Source organism: Myroides odoratimimus, assembly GCF_001485415.1.
Lineage (GTDB): Bacteria > Bacteroidota > Bacteroidia > Flavobacteriales > Flavobacteriaceae > Flavobacterium > Flavobacterium odoratimimum.
Genome location: NZ_BCMQ01000008.1, coordinates 135374 through 155249, shown reverse-complemented (window position 1 = coordinate 155249; position 19876 = coordinate 135374). Strand labels below are relative to the sequence as shown.

The following is a 19876-nucleotide window of genomic DNA, read 5'->3' as shown; positions in this document are numbered from 1 at the left end:
TGTAGATTCCGGAGAAAGTGACCATGTTATTCCGGTGGAAAGTGACCACCTAAAATCAAGTCAAAAACATGTTTTATATTTCAGTTAAAAATACAAAAAATAAGTATAGTTATTTAATAGAGTTTTGTTGAATTTTTGCTAATGTATTTTTACTTCTTAAAGACTCCCCATGAAGTTCAATTCTAATAGAATTATGTACCATTCTATCTAAAATAGCGTCAGCTATAGTTTGTTCTCCAATTATATCATGCCATGTTTCAATGGGAAGTTGTGAAGCTATAATTGTAGATCTCTTACCATGGCGATCTTCAATAATTTCCATAAAATCTTGTCTTTTAAGATTGTCTAAGGGTTGTAATCCAAAATCATCTAATATAATTAGGTCTTGTTTTTCAATTCGATCTATTTCCTTAGAAAAAGAACCATCTCCTTTAGCCATCTTTAATTTAGAGAATAGTTTATTGATACTAAAGTACATGACTTTATATCCTAACATACAAGCTTGATAACCAATTGCAGAAGCAATATAACTTTTTCCTACTCCTGTACTACCAGTAATTAATACGTTTTGTTGCTGTTTTATAAATTGACAAGCAGCTAATCGATCAATCATATTCCTATCAATATTTCTGGATGAATCTATATTAATATCCTGTATATAAGCTTTGTATCTAAATTTAGCTGTATTTATTAGTCTTTCTATCTTTCTGTTCTCCCTATCATCATATTCACTATCAGTTAAATAAGCAATAAGTTGATCATTTGTATAATCCGAAGTAGGAAGTTGTAGTGTTGATGCGAATGCTCTATGCATTCCATAAAGTTTTAAATACTTTAATTTTTCTAAAGTTGTTTGATTCATGTTTCTATAATTTAATATTATTGTTCTATTGATAATAAGCTGCTCCTCTGATATTCTGATGAGTAGGAACTTCTCTTTCTTTGTTTAATGGTTGTTCTTCAATAGCATCTAATCCCTTTTCTAAAATGCTTTTGATCATTTTATAACTATATCTTTCGTATTCTAAACCCCGTGTACAGGCTTTTTCTAATCGAATATTAGAAAAGCGTTTACCTAAGCTTAAAATTCCAGCACAAGACTTATATGATTGTTCTGGGTGCTGTCGCTTATCTAATATCATTGCTAAATATTTTTGTGTAGATTCTCCTATTTCTTGTCCCCATTTCAAAAACTGTGTAGGATTCCAATCTGTGATATATTGGTGAGATGAAGGCATATGTTCCTTTACAGTAGTATACCGATACTTTCCTAATTCTCTATTGTGTGAAGCGATAAGTCTTTGATTGTGATATATATCAACAATATCTTTGCTATAAAGAATATTTACCTTTTTACCAATATAATGGAAAGGAACACTATAGTAGTGTTTATCTTTATTTAGGTAGATGTGACTAATTTTTTGAACAGTTGCTTTTATAGCATATTTTAATTCATACCTGTGTGCTGGTAGTGATTGTAAAACAGGTTGTTCAATTTCTTTAAACAACGTTTTTCTTGAAACTCTTTCTCGTGAAAGTAGTTTTTCATTATGCTGTTCTAACAATTCTGCTATTGCTTGATTTAGTTCTTGCAAACTAAAGAACTCTCTATTTCTAAGAGGAGCAAATACACGAGTATAGATTGTTTTTACTGCATTCTCTACTAAGGCTTTATCCTTTGGCTTATAACTTCTTGCGGGTAAAATAGTTGTGTTATAATGTAGAGCAAAGTCTTGAAGATTATGAGCTATTTTAGGTTCGTATTTATCACTTTTAGTTACAGCTGCTTTTAAGTTGTCAGGTACAATGGCAAGTGGGACTCCTTGATAAAAATGTAAGGAATTGGTGAGACTTGATATAAAATCTTCTGTATTTTGAGTTAGACTGGCTTCTACATAAGTCATTCTACTTGAACCAAGAATAGAAATAAATACTTCTACAGAAGTTATTTCTCCTGTAGATTTATCAATAATAGACAACTTTTTCCCTGTGTAATCAACAAACATCTTATCTCCAGCTTTGTGTTGCATGTGTAAAGAAGGAGATGTTTTTTTCTGCCAAGTTCGCAAATGATAGCAAAATTGAGAATAACGATAACCTTCAGGATGTTTCAAAAGGTACTCTTGCCACAAGATATGTCTTGTTACTCCCGTTTTAAGTAGTTCTTTAGTAAAGTAAGGGAAATATTTATACAAGATTGCTTCTTTTTCATCAGAATCCAATTCTTTAGTGTCAAATAAATCTTCTATATCTGTATCATTTAATTCTTTTATCTCTTCATAAGTGAATTTTGAAGTCGTAAAGAGAGTAATATATTTCTTAACAGTATTACGTGAAAGACCTAATTGGGAACTTATTTGAAGTTTACTTACTCCTTGAGTATATAGACGTAGTAGTTGTTTTAATTGTAACATGTCGATCTTTTTATTAGCCATATCTCTTGCATTTTAGCTAAGATATTTAGACATGTTTTAACTTGGTTTTTTAGGTGGTCAATTTCACCGGAATTAGGTGGTCACTTTCCACCGGAATTAAGTGATCACTTTTAACGGAATTAGGTGGTCAATTTCACTGGATTCTCCACTAATACAGCTTCATGAGTTATTGCATCTCTAATAACAAAAGTATTTACCCAATGTGACATTCTCATTTCTACTAAAGCAGCCCAAATTTGATACCGACCATGACAGACAGTCTGTACATCAATCAATCTATCCATTTATTATAAATTATCAAATCTTAAATTTACTACTAAAGTATGCCATACTACAAAATCCCCAAAGATATACGTCAATATTCTACCTTAATAGCTATGTATTTTATTATAAGTGATTCTAACAAATTTAGCATTTGAGTAGAATGGCTCTTTGTCATATTCATTTATACTTCTTTCCAACACTAATATTTCATCTGTCAACACACGAATATCATAATCCTGATAATCATCTGTATTCACCTCTTTTCCTACTCCTAAATACAATTTATCCTCTATCATAAACCACTGAAAAGGAGAGCGCTCATCACATATGGTATCAGTGTCTTCACTTTCTTTGTAAAAATCAGTTTGAATCATAATTTCATGTCTATGAAACTCTAGTGTCTGTGGAGGACAACAAGTACTATCTACTTCTCCTGCAATGGCGCCTCCCCATCTATCATAATATTTTTTACTTTCTAATTTCCACTTACCTATTAATAGTGCTTTATTTTTACCTTGATGGCTAATCTGCACATCATCACTAGAACAAGAAATAAAATTAAAACACAATGTGATTGAAATAAATAATAAAAGTAATTTTTGTTGCATAATCGTTTGCTTTGTAAATTTTGGCAAATTTATAAGGTCAACACATTCAAAAAGCAAGACAAAAGTCCCTACAATAAATCGAATATATAATTAACAATGAATTGTAACAATTTATTAAGAAGAATAAAAAATAATAAACCAAAAAAAGTAAACCTTGAGAAGGTTTAGCCTCCTTTAGGCTAAAAAAATAACATAGATTTACGCAAAAAACCAAATATTTTACTAAATAAAGAAAAAATAAAAATAGTTATTACAAATTTCTATTTTAAAAAACACAGTATTTATTTACTTCTTAAATTAAGATAAAACAACATATTTAGTTTAGATATATCACATCTATCAACAGTAATAAATAAAATAGACATATACCTTTAAAGTATATATACAGTATTTAAAAATCACTTATTCTATAGCCTCAAAACGTTCTTTTTTTCTTTCTTCTTCTTGTATAACCTAAAAAACAAAAAAAAACAGCTATCTCCACTCTCATTTTGACAACTGTTTTTTAAAGTTATATTACTTATTATTTACAGAATCTTTTTACTACCCACATTATAATAATTACGGTAAGGTGCTAATGCTTAAGAGTAATAAAAGACTAGTTCACTTTTTTATAGGTAATTTTAATACTGCTTACATTAGAAGTATAACGATTACCATCTTTTGCATCTATCTTGCGTTCAATAATTAAACGATCCTGACTTAATACTCGAATATCATAAATCTGTTCAGCATTTTGCTCTAATGATTTACTGATACCTAAGTACAATTTGTTTCCGCTTAACATCCATTGTCTAGGAGATCTTTCATTGTAATAATTCCCTTGACTATCTTTTTGATTTGAATAATCTGTTTGAATAGTAATACCTCCTTTATAGTAATCTACTGTCTGAGCAGGTACATTTAAATCACTTGCCAAAGTCTCCTTTACTATTCTACCATTTACATCCAATTCTACTTTTTCTACAAGTTCCCATTTACCAAACATTTTAGAATTATTTTGTGCTTCTTCAGTAATTTGTATATCATCACTAGAAGAACAAGCAGTAAGGCTAACCGCAGACATTCCTAAAAATAGGAGACTAAATAGAGTTTGTTTTTTCATTTCGACTATTAATACATTTATATTTTTGACAAATATATATCGACATCTGTGAATTATCAAAAATAAAAACTCAAAATAAATTCACAATACGTGAATAAACAGGTTTTATAACTAACATTTAACAATCTAAATTTCGCTCATTTGTTAAAAAATCACACATTGTAATTTTTACACCAAATAAACTTACTTTAATATCGAATTATTAGAATATAAAAACAGTCAATCTACAATTCGTATAATAAAACAGACAATATAGAAATAAACATAACTTACCTCAACGCAAACAAAGTACTAGTAAGACATAAAAAAAGACTCTAGTACATACTAAAGTCTTTTATAATCGAATAGTAAACTATCCACTTACCATTTTCTATTCATTCCTTTTTTCCAATCATAAGGCATAAGAGAACCTAAAGTTACATAGTGATCATCTTCTACTTCTACGATCGCGTTTTCATTTTCTTGTGCTAATTGAGTCATAAACTCTCTACATCTTCCGCAAGGAGGCACAGCTTCTCCCTTCTCAGTTATAGCTACTACCCGTCTTATTCTATTTTCTCCATGCTTTAGCATATCTGCTATAGCCCCATGCTCTGCACAGAACCCCATAGAACAAGCAGTATCAATACTAATACCTGTATATACATTGCCATCTATAGTCTCAATAGCAGCGGCAACACTTCCATACGCAACAAAATCATTTAATTCAACTGATTTTGCATATTTATGGGCTATTTGCTTTAATTCCTTTGCTTCCATTTAATTCATTTTGTTAGGCATATCCATACCATATTATTTCCTCACTATACTCATTATATCTATTCAATTCCCAATCACCAAATACTTCTGCTATTCCTAGTCCAGCATCAGCTACTAATAGTCCTATCTCATTAAAACTAGGAAAAGCAATAGTAGATTGTGAACTAAAGTTCTCTTGTGTATTATCAATACTATAATAAGTCGTATAAGTCAATGCTCTTGCATCTCCTTCATACGTATTCCACGCGGTGACTTGCCCATGCAAAGGATGTTTAAATTGACGTATAGACTCCTCTTTTGTCCACGTTAACCAATCTTTCACTAACGGATTCCGACTATCAAAGATATACCTACCTCCTTCATTTAAGTGTACTTTGATTGTTTCTAGAACAGCCAAACGATCCTCTTTCGTCAAGAAAACCTGAAAGACATGTCCTGATAAAATAATCAAATCAAACTTTTGTTCTAAACGAATAGTTCTTGCATCTCCTTGTACCCATTTTACTTCTGAACTTCTTTTCTTTGCCTTTTCTAGCATCGCTTGAGCATACTCCACTCCTACTACATCTTTTCCTTTTTCAGCTAAAGCACTAGCTAACCGTCCTGTTCCACATCCTAAATCTAAAACTGACTTTACTTTTTCTGCTAGTTGTACATATCTCTCTTCATTCTCCCATAAGTTATCATAGTCGTAAAACTGAACCAAATCTACATTTTGATATAATTGATCTTCCATAATTATAGTTTAATCGTTAGTAAATCTCTATTTAAGAAAGGAACTAACTTATTAATTATATCTGTTGTATACAATTTCAAATAATGAGTAGTAGTTCCATCACTACAACCATAAAAAGGCTGATCCAAAACATCTTGATCAAATACTAATTGAATATCGCTAGCTGATTCTCTTAATAATCCAAATATAGATGCTGCTCCTACCTTGGTCTCCATCTTTTCGTATAGCATCTCTGCTGGTGCAAACGAAACCCTAGAGATGCTTAAAGCTTCACTAAACTCTTTACTACTAAAAGGTTTGTCTCCTAATGTAACGAATAGGTAAAACACTGTTCTCTGTCTATTGCACAAAAAAAGTGTTTTGACCATATTCATATCTAGCCTCTCATTAATCAACAAACAATCTTCCATTGTAATTGCCTCCTCTGTTTCAACTCTTTGCCAATCCATAGAAAGCTTAGACAATATATCATAAGTCTGTTCTTGTAATTTAGAAAGATATCGCGATGGCCGTTCTAATGATACTTCACTGATATAAAACATATTTTATCTATCTATTACCGCACTCTCTAGAATAGAGAAACGCTTATTAATACTATCTATCTCTGCTACACATCCATATGGCAAAGTGAACGTTGGGCACGTATGACCAAAGTCCATCTGTGTTATCACAGGGAGAGTACTTAGACCTTCTTCATCAAGTATTTTAAGCAATATTTGCTCATATTCTTCAGCGTACATATTGTCATAAGGTCTTCCTAATATAATTCCATTTACTACATCTAAAATACCCATTGCTGCATACCCTCTTAACCAACGCTCTATATAAAGAGGAGCTGTCTTTTCTTCAGAAGTTTCTAAAAACAATATACTTCCCTTCCACACATCTAATTCTGGCCAAAGCTCCGTTCCTTTTATTATTTCTAATACTTCCATGCACCCTCCAATTAAAGTACCCTGTACGCTTTTTTCTCCTCTCACATAGCGCCACCCTTCACATGGATTCAGCTTGCGTTTAGTGTTTTGTATGCTCACATCAAACCAATCTAAATACTCTGTAGTCCAACCTTCTGTATTTGGAGACACTGGTTCTATCTCAAACAATGTCCGTTTGATATCTTGTATCTGATAATCATGCATTTCCCCATTCTCTGCAAATCCCACTAATAACGAAGTACCATAGAAAGAGCTCAACCCTGCTTTTAGGCACATAAAATGCGTTACTGTACTATCTGAAAATCCTAGAAATATCTTTGGATTATTTCTAATTACATCATAGTCAATATACTTTAATAATCGAATACTCTCGTCTCCCCCTATATTGGTAATAATAGCTTTTACTTCCGGGTTCTTAAATGCATCCATTAGATCCTTAGCTCTTGCCTCTGGATGATTATAAATCCACTCTGCTGATTCTAAAGCATGTGACGTCTCTATAACTTTAAGTCCAAATATGTTTTCCAGTCGAGCTTTTCCTACTTGATAACGATGTGGTAACTCACCTGCCCCACCCCATGACAAAGAAATTGTCGCAACTGTATCTCCTTTTTTTAATCTCTTTGGCTTTATTAATCTTGTCCTCATATACTTATAATATTAACACCTATAGTTTCATGATCATCTCATGTTGAGTAATATAGTGCTCTAAGCCTATTCTCTTTAAAAACGAGATGAAATCCACTCCTTTATCATCCACATTAGTAATCAGAATAGGGGTTTCCAAAATATTAACCACATCATTCACGAGAATTTTTGCTATTCCTTTATTTCGGTAAGCTTTATCTACCGCTAGTTGATATATTTTACCACTGCTTTTATGATAGGCTACATATCCTACGATATTACCTCTCACTTTAGCTACTTTATACCGAATGTCTTCCTTAGCTTTTTCTAATACAGCTATTGAATTTTGCCAACTTGGTTGGATATCCCAAAAAGGAAGAACTGTTTTCCAACATACTTGCTCTACATCTTCTATTACAACATTAGCTGTCTTATAGTGCACCTCACGTGGTTGTCCTTTGAAGCACAATAAATCTCTACTTATATTATATCCTTGAGCTTTATAAGCACGAATAGCTTTATCGTTTCCTTTTATTACCTCAAGGGATAGATTTACACTACTACCCGTTTCTTTCCAAATAGGAATAGCATAACTATACATCTGAGCGACTAAACGCTGTCCCCTATATGCAGGTCTCACTCCTGTACCAGCATTATAATAATAGACTTGCTCAGCTTCTTTCTTCACTCCTGTTAGCATAAAAGCAACTAACTCCCCCTTATCAAATGCTCCGATAGAATAATCTAAGTCAACCAATTCACTATTTAGTTTAAATGCCAAGCTATCTTCTGTCAAATGAAAGGGAAGTATATAATCTGAAAATGAATCATTAAATACTTCTGTGAGCTCGCGTAAACTTACTTCTCTAAGGCTTCTAATTTTCATATCTTCTTTTTAGTTTAATTTATTATATTCACCTCGTAACAAACTAAAAACAACAGAGTCTTCTATCTGTTCTCCTTTTACATAATGACTTCTCAATTGTCCTTCTCTAGTAAATCCAAACTTCTTCACTGTATTTAAGGAAGCCATATTATCTGGGCTAATGAAGGCCTCTACTCGTCTCAATTGCATAGTTTCAAATCCATAATGTAAGACCGTATTTAAGACTTCACTCATCACACCTCTTCCTTTCGAGTTATCATGATACAGTCCATATCCTACCTCAGCTCTATCGTGTTCTAAATACCAAGTATGATATCCACAGTACCCTAATATATCCTCTGTTTCTTTATCAATGATTAAAAACATCAAATATGATTTATTATAAGTACGGAAGCCATAGGCTGCTTTTACTTTTTCTTTTTCTACTTCCTCTTCAGGAATACCTATATAATGCAAAAGTTCTTCTGCAGTAGCTAATCTTAAAAAGTTTTGATAAGCTTCAGCTTCTAGTATTCGTAATTTAAAACGGGAAGTTTCAATATGGTCAAATATAAATTCTCTCATTCTGTGTCATTCTAAGTGAACTAAATATAATATTGAGTATATTTAGGTTCCTGCAAATTAAAAAAAGTCAGCATATAAGATAAACAAACAAGTGTGAATCAACATTTTTATATACTGAAAAGACAAAAGAAGGGCTATCCTTTACTTTCATTCTGAGTAAATTTACCATCTTTCTCTATTATCTCTATTATGATAGTATAATGACTCCGTTATTTTCTATCAAATAACGGAGTGAGTACGGACTCATAACGGACTCACTACGGACTCATTCAAAACTAAAGCTATCTCAAACTACTATAAGTGTACACTTATCATAAACAGTCAACCTTACTTAACTAGATTATATAAATTAGTAAATATTTGAATATGTAAATAATTATCAAATAAAAACAAATACCTTTGTAGGAGAGTACACAATTAATTATCAACACCTTAACACATACGCTATGATAAACTATCACGTCATAATACCAAATGATAAAAAAGCAGTATTTCAAGAGTTTCTTGAGATAATTGGTGCTGATTATAGTGAACAGATTAATGACCTTAACCTAACTCTAGAACAACAAGGCATCTTAGAACAAAGGCTTGCAGAACCTAGCGAGAGTTATATTTCTCTTGATAAGGCACTTAATGAACTATACAAAAAATATGACTTATAATATAGTTATACTCCCAAGTGCTATACATGACTTAGATGCTATATTTGAGTATTATTTTTTGATATCTAAACGTATTCTAAATTCCTTTAAAAAAGAATTTGATAAAACATTGAAAGTATTAAAGAATAATCCTTTCTTTCAGATAAGATACAATGACATACGAGCTATTTCTATTAAGAAATTTCCGTATGTCATTTTTTTTAGAGTAGATCCTTATAAACAAATGATACATATAGTAGCTGTTTTTAATACTGCTCAGAACAGTGATAAATATCCTGTATAAAAAAAGGGTATCACGAATGACACCCCTTTCTCCTCTAATCAATAATAATCTTAACAGATTAATTCAACCTTTCCGCTTACTACATCATAATAAGCTCCTACTACACCTATTTTTTCTTCAGCAATCAATTTAGTCAACGAAGGACTCACTTCTTGCAACTGTGCTACTATCGTTCTTACGTTCTCCATCGTCACTAACTCTACTAATTCTGATGCTGACAAATCTTCATTACTGTGTTTTTGGCGAACTTTATCTACTACTGGATGGATGCGTTCTAATATAGTGTCTAGTTTACCTAAAGTCGTATGATTACATGCTCCTGTCACAGCACCACATCTACTGTGTCCTAATACCATGATTAATTTACTACCAACCACATTACAGGCATATTCCATACTTCCGATTACTTCATCTGTCAATACATTACCTGCTATTCTTAAACTAAAGATATCTCCTATCCCTTGATCTAATACATGCTCTAGTGGAGCACGACTATCCATACAACTCAAAATAACGGCATGTGGATGTTGACCATCTTTAGTCTCTTGTAGTTGGTGTAAGAAGTTTCGGTTAAACTTCAAGTTATTTACAAAGCGATTATTTCCTTCTAATAATAATTCTAAGCTTTGTGCTGGTGTTGTATTTGCTAATATTTCTTTTGTAAATGAATTCATAATTAAATAGTTTTTCTATGTGATAAAATAATGTTTTGTTGGTCTCCTGATACTTTCACTTCTTTGTGAAAACCTGTTGTAGTAATCAGTATGTTTTTTTCTTTTGCCTTTTCATTTATAAAAGTCTCTATAAGCTCTAAGACATCCACATGGATATACCCCATACGCTTTGCGTCTATAGCCAAGTGACAATTATCTGGCAATTGATAAAGCCTGTTTTTAATCGCTGTCTTGTTCAAGAACGATACTTCCTCTGCTAAAGTCAAGGTATATACTACTTGTTCCTGCTTTATCTGACGATGCATAGAGAATGCTTTTCTTACATTTCCGATTAGTAAGAATAATACACTCACTCCCATACCTACAAGGACGCCAACGAGTAAATCTGTTACTACTACCATAATAAATGTGATGATAAAAGGAATAAACTGTGTGTAACCTTTATGCCAAAAGTGCATAAGAATAGCTGGACGAGCTAGGTTATACCCTACTAAAATTAATACTGCCGCTAAAGATGCTAAAGGGATCATATTTAATACTAAAGGCAAGGAGATAACTGCTATTAATAAGAAAATACCATGAATGACTGCTGATGCTTTATACAATCCTCCTGCATTCACATTAGCAGAAGAACGTACTACTACAGAAGTCATCGGAAGTCCTCCTATCAAAGAGCTTAGAATGTTCCCTATCCCTTGTACTTTTAATTCTCTATTAGTATCTGTATGTCTCTTTAATGGATCTAAGCGATCTGTCGCCTCAATACACAATAAAGTTTCAATAGAAGCTACAATAGCAATAGTCCCTCCAATCATCCATACAGCAGGATTAGCAAATCCTGTCCAATCTGGAAATACAAATATGGAACTGATATCTGATAAACTATCAAACATAGGGATCGACACTAATCTCGATGATTCGATAGCTAAAGAGCTACCTGTAGCAATCCAAAACTGGTTAATCAAAATACCGACTACCACTACAATTAAAGCTGCTGGTAAAAAAGAGACTTTCTTAGTCCACTTCATCTTATTCCACAGTAATAATATGGCTAATGAAATAACAGTAATAATCACCGTACCCAACTGGACAGATGCAAAAGAGGTGATATCACCTAAAGCATCTACTCCAAAAACCAATGGCAATTGCTTAATTAAAATCACTAATCCAATACCTGCTAACATTCCCTCTATTACACTTGATGGAAAGTAGTTGGCAATAGTACCTGATCTTAACAATCCTAATATCACTTGCAAAACTCCTGCAATAATACCTGCTGTAAGTAATAATTCAAATGATCCTAGCTCCGTTATAGCTCCTAATATAATAGCCGCTAAACCTGCTGCTGGACCACTTACACTAATATTTGAATTACTCAGTAATCCAACTATTACTCCTCCTACCACACCTGAAATAATACCTGCAATAGGGGGTGCACCAGAAGCTAACGCAATTCCTAAACACAGTGGAAGTGCGACTAAAAAGACCACAAGGCCTGGAGCAACACTCTTCTTAAGTGCTGCCATACTCATATTTTTTGTCATTGTTATTTTACGTTTAGTTTTTCTTTTTTAGCCACAGATAAAGGCAATAGAAGATCTGTCGATTCATTGTTGTCCAAAAAATCAAGAAGGTAAATATTGACTTATTCAATACTTAAAAGCTAAAAAAGAAATGATTAACTAACTAAAGGCTTCTTCATTGCTGACAATTAACCATTTTGCAAAAGAAGACTTTCGTTACAACAAAAGACATCATAGGTAACTAAAGGAAATATAGCACATACTCTACAGTACAAAAATCAAGAAACAGTATTAGCTAAATACTACAAAAAGATTCTAAGCCATAACTCTTTCTATAGCGCTATCATTATACTATCGTATGATTATAGTACTAATTCCGATTTGCATTGCGTAATTACTGTTCATTGATCTATCTATTGCTAGTTCTAGAATGAACTATCTAATCATCCATCTCTATGAAAATAGATAGGCAAATAACCTATAAAATGTCTTTTGCTAAATCCTCTACTAGTGTTTACTAATAGAAGTCATATTAAACTAAACGTTCAGGAGGGGGTAATAAGATATCGAACTCTTGTGATTCATACACAAGTTTCAAATGAGAAAAGTTTAATTCCAATCCTTCTCCAGCATCTACTAGATTAAGATGATTAGAAGCAGATAAATCCCACAAATGTCCTTTGTGCTCTTCTTCTGCATTAGTGATTGGCTTTTTATTTTCTTCAGAAATGGTCACAGAAGGTATCTCTAATTCAATGCCAGCTAGCACCGCAATAGTCGGCGTAGCGATAAAGTTTACAAAGAATAATAATACAATTAGTGATACATATTTCATATCACAAAAATATTTTTTTTCTGAAATATGACAATATTAGACTTGTTAATTTTACTATAAAAAGTAGTTTTTCTAGTAAACAACATCACATTTCAACAAGGTTTTAATGTAAAAACCACACTTAATGTAGCTTATTTCCTTCTATACTTTCTTTTGCTTTTCTTCCTATTCATCTGATATGCAAATACTAAACCCACTAACGCTCCTACTAAATGCCCTTGCCAAGAAACACCTTCTGCGACATAGCTAGGTAGTACTCCATAAACTAACCCTCCATATAGTATCCCAATGATAATAGATACTAAGATTAAAACTAACTTGCGAATAAATATTCCACTAAAGAATAGAAAGAAAAAGAGCATATAAATTAATCCACTTGCTCCTATATGACAACTCATCATACTTGTCTGAAAGTAACCAAAATCAGGTAATAGCCACAAGGCTAAACCTGAGGTAATCCACCCCATAATAAGTACTGTATATGCTTGCTTTTTATAAAACAAAAACAATACTACACTAAGTATAAATAAAGGTAAAGTATTACTAATGATATGGTCTATCCCACCATGAAACAGAGGACTTAAGAAAATTCCTTTAATGCCTTCTATACGCCAAGGAATCACTCCATAACAATCGTGGAATATACCCAATTGTTGTAGACCAAATATAAACCACATCACTCCTACCAACAATAATGGTGGATAGAAATCTTCTTTCTTTAATCTAAGTTCCTCGTTTCTCACTGTACTCTATTTTATGTTAAAAGTACGATTATAATCAACATATCATCCATAATCAAACAACTTTCATAAAATCTCACACAACTAAATAATATTCATAACAAACAACATTAATATATACCTAACTAAAAAAAATGGCTACTCCATTGCAGAGTAGCCACTTCCTAATTATAATAGATGAGCTTTGATTTTATAATTGTACTTTACTCACAGTATCACCATTCGTGTCTACTGCAGCCTCTTGCCCTTCTACTTTAGGCATTCTCTTTGTTTTATTTGTAACATAAGCTACACCTGTATTTTTATTTACTGCTACAGTATTAGGATGACTTCCTGTCTCTAATTCTGTAACTACCTCATAGGTTTTACCATCAACAATAACAGTTTTACCACTTTCTCTATTTGCTAAAACAATTTTATCTTGTTTTGGCAAATAGTTTACTCCTAAAGATCCTCCTTTAAACTTTACTACTTTTAGTAGCTCACCACTGTCAGCATTTAATACTGTTAACCCTGTAGAAGAATTTGTCACAAACAATCTTCTTCCTGATTCATCAATAGAAACATTAATTGGGCTTTCTCCACCTGAAGCAAACTTCTTAATCACTTTTTTAGTCGTTGGATCAATAATAGCTACTTCATTCGTTCCCATATTAGCAGCGTATAACTTCTTCGTTTTAGTATCAAAAGTAAGTCCTGCTGTAAAAATACCTGTATTGTCTATATATCCTTTTAATACATCTTTATCTCCATCAATGATCCACACTTTACCATCTTGTTGTGTGTCTGATGCATAAATAGTATTTGTTTTCTCATCAATAGCAATCTCTCTATTGTGACCACTTTCATTCGTTCCTGGAATTACTTTAGTAGCTCCTGTTTTTAGGTCGATTACAGTCACTGCATTAGTAGTTGTATTCGTTCCATAAATCTTTTGAGTCTTTTCATTTACTGCTATACCAAATACAGGGTTCCCATTCACACTGTACTCTTTCTCAACAGATAAGTCATTGCCATTTAATTTATAAACAACTCCTTCTTTAGTTTTAAAATCGATTACAGAAGCAACATATACTCCATTGTCCACACTATTGTAAGCAACTTCATATAACCCTTTTCCTACTTGTTTATTTTGATCTATTGATTGTGCTGTAGCAGTTGTTCCCATTGCTGCTAATACTGTAGCACTCAAAAACGTTAATGATTTAATGTATTTCATATTGTTATTATTAAAAATTAGTACTTTCTACTTTAGATAAGCTACCTATCATCCAATTAAAAGCTTGTTGCCAATACCAAGCACCATGCTTTCCTTTTGGATTAATATTCAACTCATAATTAAGGTTTAATACCTTGTTATTTGTTTCTAAAAAACGGAGAATATCTTCATCCATTCTTACCACGTTACCATCTCCTTTCTTTCGATTCTCACGCCCTCCTCCATAGATAAAATAGGTTTGTTTTCTTATTTTATCTATTTGACTAGTAGATAAGACATTGACATAAGTATCTAGATTGTGATCGTCTTGCCAAATAGAAGGAGAAAACACGCCTATATTTCCAAATGTATCTGGATAAGTCAACCCTGCATATAAAGAAATCAATCCTCCTAAAGAACCTCCAGCGATACCAGTATGATGAACATCTGATTGGGTTCTATAAGTCGAGTCTATATACGGCTTTAATGTTTTAACTATAAAAGAAATATAAGCTTGTCCTTCTACGACAGGGTTCTTCTGTGTAGGAAAAAAAGAATATTCTTTTTCTCTTAGATTCTTTTGATAATCATGATCTATCCCTACGATAATATATTGATCTCCATATTTGGCTATAGTCTCATCTACTTCCCATTCTACTGGGCCTAGTCTACCTTCTGAAGTAGCCTCGTCAAACAAATCTTGTCCATCGTGCATATACCACACAGGATACGATTCTTGACTATGGTCATAATCTTTAGGTAAATAAATTCTAATATCTCTTACTCTATTTAACTCAGGGATATAGAAGTTCTTCAGTATCACTAGATGATCTGGAGCTGTAGACGTTTCAAACTGGTCTCTCCATGCAGAAATAGTATTCTTTAATACCATATCTTCTTTAACTTCTACATCGTGTAAATTAATCAATCTACCTTTCTTAGATGACTCTAAACTCTGCCAAGTACCTCGTGTGAATTTATATTCTAAAACTCCTGATGGAATATTTTCAACTTCTACTAAATATTGATTAGATGTCCCTGAGATATTACGCATTAGATAACGCTCATCCTTAGGATTCCATTGATTAAAATTACCTGTCAAATAAATAGGCTCTTCTGTGTGAGCAAAGTCTTCCACTGTGACTTCTACTCTAACTTTAAAACTGTTCTGTGCTTGCAAATTCATAACTACCATTAAAACAATAAACACATACTTTTTCATTAATTACTTTTATAACTTGTTTACTTTAAACAATCCTTGAGGCTTTCCTCCTTTTTGAATCTCAATAGAAAGCGTTGCTTTTAGCATATCTTCTGATAATTCATAGTATCCTAATTTTGTATCATTTACCACACGAATAAATTTCTTATTATCTATTTTAGATACTCCTAATGAAGCGGCTGGTGTTTCGACTAATGTTACTCCCTCTATCTGAATAGGTGTTACAGCCTTACTCTTAATATCAATCACTACATACTTCCAAATAGGAGTCAAATTAATTGTTTGTGGATTTGCTAATGGTACATCGTTTACCAACGTTACTATTTTTCCTTTCTCTACATAGATTGTTGAGAATTTACCAGGTGTTACACTGTTAAACATCGTATTGAAATCTAATTCCCATGATTGATCTACTTCATTTGATCCATTCTTAATACGTGCTATTTTAGATTGATCTCCTAAACCTCCTGTTTTAATACCTTGACACACGAAATACAAATCTTTATTCTCGTCAAAATAATACAACGGGTTCTCATCAACGAAAGCAATATTACCTGTATTCTTTACCTGAGTATCTCCTATCCATTTTCCATTAGTCAAATCAATAACAGCAAGATGTACATCAGTTGATACACCATCAAACATACCTCCCTGTGCCCCTTGGTTCTTTCCAAAAGTGATATCAGCATATAGTTTATTACCATTAATTGCTAATAAATGTTGACCTATTGCTTTAAAGTTTACACCTTGTAGATTTAACTTTTTCTCTAACGCATTGATCTGTTCTGCATAATCACCTAACATTCCTTTTTTTGCCATTCCTATAGGATCAAAAATCTGTATTTGTGTAGGTTGAGCTCCTTCAAAATAATATCCTGTTGTATGATCATTCGTTAATGTAAAGTTTCCTGAACCTGCTATTTTTGGTTCTACAGCAATACTTTTAGTAGTGTAAAAGCCTTTATCATCAAAAATGAATTGACCTAATGCACGAGAATTATTGTCATCAAACATTCTATACACTCTATTACCATATTGACGATACCCTCCCATTCCTCCTGTGGTTGTTGTATTACCTGTAGCATTGTCTATCATTCCTTTTGGTAAAGAAGAATAGGCTTTTAAGAAACCGTTTTTAACAGGTCCTTTTCCTTCTGATAAAGTCATCAGAAAATATTGGCTCTGTTTTACTTCTGGGTCTACTGGTGTTACAGGATTATTGTCATCTGAAGAAGAGCATGATGCTAATGTTAATGCAAAAGCAAATGACATTGATAATAATGGTTTTATAAGTCTCATGTTAATTAAGTTTATAGTTAAGTTTTAAGTAGATACTTCTACCTGCTTTTTGTATTTTAAAATAATCGTATAAATCTTGATTTAGTAAATTGCGTACCTCAACTCCGATAGATACTCCTTTATCATTTAGTTCATATAAAGTACCTAGAGTAAGAGAAGTTTGATCTGGAACAATATTTTTCACATCTCCTTTACTCTTTCCAAACAATCCTAAAAATCCATTTGGCTCCATTGACTTATCAATAGGTTGGATGTAAAACTCACGAACGAAATTAAGATTAGCATAAGCTGTTAATCGATCTTGCTTCTTGAAAACATCAGTAAACTTAGCTTCTGCTCCAATGTTGGCAAAAAAGAATGGAATATTTGGAACTCTATTACCTTTTAACCATTTATCTGCAGCTTGTTTAAACTCTCCATAACGGATACTTTGCCAAGTAAAGTTTCCATAAAACTTATAGTTCTTTTTTACTTTCAGACTTAAATCTCCTTCAAAACCATATCCATTAGCCTTTTCTTTATTGACAAAAACAGAGAGAGGTGGATTACCTGACACAAGTACAATGATATCTTTAGTGTGTCTGTAAAAACTATTAAAACTATATTGGAAGTTACCCACCTCCTTCTCTATTCCTAAGTTTAAATTGATACTCTGTTCTGGCTTTAAATTAAAGTTCGATGCTATAAAAATATAGTCACCAAATAACTCTGTATATCCTGGTAATCTTCTTGCATCTTCTACAGAAAAGCGAAGATTAGTTTGTTCTGTTAATCTATATTTAGCTCCTATAGCCCAACCAAATGCATTATCTGATACCTCATGAATATCTCTAGCTGATAAATCGACATTACTAGCGGTATTAAGCCCTCTACTTGAATAATTATACAACTTCACAATTGCATTTGTCTCCAATTTCTTATCCCACCACTGACTAGTCAATCCTATAGCTAACACATTCTTTTTATAACGAGTAGGAAGCTCTATCACCGTCTGGTTCAAATCCTGAATTACTCTTCCATAAGGATCTTTACCTTCTCTTTTAGTATAATTGTAAGTATTGTTTAACCAGATTTGTTGTGAAGGATTAATAGCATAGCCTATCAATGTTCTTGAAGTAAAGAATGTCATATCTATATCAGCATCCATAGGCATATCTCCTTCCCCTCTATACCCACGTGGAGTAAATTCTCCTAGCCAATTATACCTTCCTTTTAAGGTATCAATAGCTTGTGACTTCACTACATTGTAAGATAGAAATTGATCTATAGATAATTTATCATTGAATACGGCTTTTTTATACCTTAATGTTGGAATAACACTGTGTTGCTTATCTTCAATTCCTCCATAAGGTACAACCATTGAAGTAGGACTATTTTGAAGTTGTTTATCGATATTATAATAGCTTATACCTAGTTCAATTTTATCTGCCCAAGAAAGATTATGAGCTCCTAAATAAGCATTAGCAAAGAAGTGCTTATATCGATTGTGAAACAACTTTACCTTAGAATGAGTTTGAGCTAATTCAAGATCAGGAGTATTAATCTTATAATCATTATCAGAGTAATTATAAAACACCTCTCCTCCTGCATATAAATTATCATTTAAGTTATAATGCCCTCTTACAGCTGAGCGAATTGTATTAAATGAACCGTATTCTACAGAAGCTCTTAATTGATTACTTTGTATAGAAGAAGAAACTAAATTAACAGCTCCTCCTAAAGCATCACTTGCTAAGTGCACAGGGATAATTCCTTTATATACCTCCACTTTATCCAACACATCTAATGGCACATTAGAAATATTATACCCTTGCCCCAAATAGTTTAAAGGAATACCATCCTTAAAAAAACGTATTGCATTACCTTGAAAACCATTCAAATTAATATTAGCCTCTGAACCTAAGCCTCCTCCTTGTCGAATACGCACTCCAGTAGTCTTGTTCATTAAATCATTTAAAGAGGTAGGACGAAGAATCTCACTTTTAGTATCTATAGTGACTGCTCTAATAATATCTCGATTACTATTTTGCTGTTCATCTTTAGTTTGAACAATAATATCTGATAAGATGGTGTGGTCTTCTTCTAAAACAAATGAATTGCGAATCAAATCCACAGTATCGAATGTTTGATTCACACTTTGATAGCGTTCAGCAAATACTTGAATAACATAAGATGATGCAGGTTTTAGGTCAAACTGAACCTTACCCTCCCCATCTGTTATCAGTTGTTGATTATTTACTATTACGACAGCATTCTTTACCAACTGATTATTGTTATTGGTAATAACGATACTCTTCTTTATTTGCCCCAAAGCTAATGAGGTACTGGCTAGAGCCATCAATAAGGTTACTTTACTAAGCCTGCTCACTTGTTATTTATAATTATTTTAAATAATGACAAATGTAGACTTATTTATCTCACTAACAAGAATAATTCTAAATAACCATTTAAAATAAGCTTAAACTAAATATAAAAAACGCATAATAAAGAACAATTAAAAATAAAAACTATAGATTTATAA

At 32.4% G+C, this 19876-nt stretch carries 20 protein-coding genes; 2 read left to right on the top strand and 18 right to left on the bottom strand.

Features of this window, described 5'->3' with window-relative positions; translation table 11 throughout:
• Positions 1–109 precede the first annotated feature (109 nt).
• From istB to MODO_RS10115, 10 genes are all read right to left on the bottom strand, one after another.
• A complete protein-coding gene (gene istB, locus MODO_RS10160) occupies positions 110–862 on the bottom strand; it encodes an IS21-like element helper ATPase IstB (protein WP_006260107.1) in 753 nt (250 codons plus the stop codon).
• A gap of 25 nt (positions 863–887) precedes the next feature.
• The gene (istA, locus tag MODO_RS10155; protein ID WP_006260108.1) at positions 888–2435 is read right to left on the bottom strand and encodes an IS21 family transposase; all 1548 of its coding nucleotides are present in this window, start codon (positions 2433–2435) and stop codon (positions 888–890) included.
• A 368-nt stretch (positions 2436–2803) separates the two neighbouring features.
• Positions 2804–3307: a hypothetical protein gene (locus MODO_RS10150; RefSeq protein WP_006259094.1), complete on the bottom strand. Its 504-nt coding sequence runs from the start codon at positions 3305–3307 to the stop codon at positions 2804–2806.
• 598 nt (positions 3308–3905) lie between these two features.
• Positions 3906–4412, bottom strand: coding sequence for a hypothetical protein (locus tag MODO_RS10145; protein WP_006259095.1), 507 nt, complete (start codon positions 4410–4412; stop codon positions 3906–3908).
• Positions 4413–4772: 360 nt separating this feature from the next.
• Entirely contained in the window at positions 4773–5171 is a 399-nt protein-coding gene (locus tag MODO_RS10140) for a cytidine deaminase family protein (protein WP_006259096.1), read from the bottom strand.
• Between the two features lie 13 nt (positions 5172–5184).
• Positions 5185–5907, bottom strand: coding sequence for a class I SAM-dependent methyltransferase (locus tag MODO_RS10135; RefSeq protein ID WP_006259097.1), 723 nt, complete (start codon positions 5905–5907; stop codon positions 5185–5187).
• Between the two features lie 2 nt (positions 5908–5909).
• Complete coding sequence (locus tag MODO_RS10130; protein WP_006259098.1) at positions 5910–6449, bottom strand: YbaK/EbsC family protein; 540 nt, start codon at positions 6447–6449, stop codon at positions 5910–5912.
• 3 nt (positions 6450–6452) lie between these two features.
• Complete coding sequence (locus MODO_RS10125; RefSeq protein WP_006259099.1) at positions 6453–7490, bottom strand: S66 family peptidase; 1038 nt, start codon at positions 7488–7490, stop codon at positions 6453–6455.
• Between the two features lie 19 nt (positions 7491–7509).
• Positions 7510–8355 (bottom strand): GNAT family N-acetyltransferase, encoded by an 846-nt coding sequence (locus MODO_RS10120; RefSeq protein WP_006259100.1) that lies wholly within the window; start codon positions 8353–8355, stop codon positions 7510–7512.
• 9 nt (positions 8356–8364) lie between these two features.
• Positions 8365–8919 (bottom strand): GNAT family N-acetyltransferase, encoded by a 555-nt coding sequence (locus MODO_RS10115; protein WP_006259101.1) that lies wholly within the window; start codon positions 8917–8919, stop codon positions 8365–8367.
• Positions 8920–9365: 446 nt separating this feature from the next.
• Here MODO_RS10115 and MODO_RS10110 point away from each other — a divergent pair, with 446 nt between their 5' ends.
• Entirely contained in the window at positions 9366–9581 is a 216-nt protein-coding gene (locus MODO_RS10110) for a hypothetical protein (RefSeq protein WP_006259102.1), read from the top strand.
• Positions 9571–9864, top strand: a complete 294-nt coding sequence (locus MODO_RS10105) for a type II toxin-antitoxin system RelE/ParE family toxin (RefSeq protein WP_230486151.1) — start codon at positions 9571–9573, stop codon at positions 9862–9864. Before MODO_RS10110 ends, MODO_RS10105 begins: the two co-directional genes overlap by 11 nt.
• A 50-nt stretch (positions 9865–9914) precedes the next feature.
• Here MODO_RS10105 and MODO_RS10100 read toward each other — a convergent pair whose 3' ends face one another.
• The 8 genes from MODO_RS10100 to MODO_RS10065 form a co-directional block, all read right to left on the bottom strand.
• Complete coding sequence (locus MODO_RS10100) at positions 9915–10538, bottom strand: carbonic anhydrase (protein WP_006259105.1); 624 nt, start codon at positions 10536–10538, stop codon at positions 9915–9917.
• 2 nt (positions 10539–10540) lie between these two features.
• Positions 10541–12082 carry a SulP family inorganic anion transporter gene (locus MODO_RS10095; RefSeq protein WP_006259106.1) on the bottom strand — a complete coding sequence of 514 codons (1542 nt, stop codon included), beginning with the start codon at positions 12080–12082 and terminating at the stop codon, positions 10541–10543.
• Positions 12083–12593: 511 nt separating this feature from the next.
• Positions 12594–12896 (bottom strand): hypothetical protein, encoded by a 303-nt coding sequence (locus tag MODO_RS10090; RefSeq protein WP_006259107.1) that lies wholly within the window; start codon positions 12894–12896, stop codon positions 12594–12596.
• 131 nt (positions 12897–13027) lie between these two features.
• The gene (locus tag MODO_RS10085) at positions 13028–13639 is read right to left on the bottom strand and encodes a rhomboid family intramembrane serine protease (RefSeq protein WP_006259108.1); all 612 of its coding nucleotides are present in this window, start codon (positions 13637–13639) and stop codon (positions 13028–13030) included.
• Between the two features lie 187 nt (positions 13640–13826).
• Positions 13827–14855 (bottom strand): YncE family protein, encoded by a 1029-nt coding sequence (locus tag MODO_RS10080; RefSeq protein ID WP_006259109.1) that lies wholly within the window; start codon positions 14853–14855, stop codon positions 13827–13829.
• Between the two features lie 10 nt (positions 14856–14865).
• A complete protein-coding gene (locus MODO_RS10075) occupies positions 14866–16056 on the bottom strand; it encodes an alpha/beta hydrolase (protein ID WP_006259110.1) in 1191 nt (396 codons plus the stop codon).
• A 9-nt stretch (positions 16057–16065) separates the two neighbouring features.
• A complete protein-coding gene (locus MODO_RS10070) occupies positions 16066–17355 on the bottom strand; it encodes a DUF4374 domain-containing protein (RefSeq protein WP_006259111.1) in 1290 nt (429 codons plus the stop codon).
• Between the two features lies 1 nt (position 17356).
• Complete coding sequence (locus MODO_RS10065; protein WP_006259112.1) at positions 17357–19693, bottom strand: TonB-dependent receptor domain-containing protein; 2337 nt, start codon at positions 19691–19693, stop codon at positions 17357–17359.
• Positions 19694–19876: the final 183 nt, after the last annotated feature.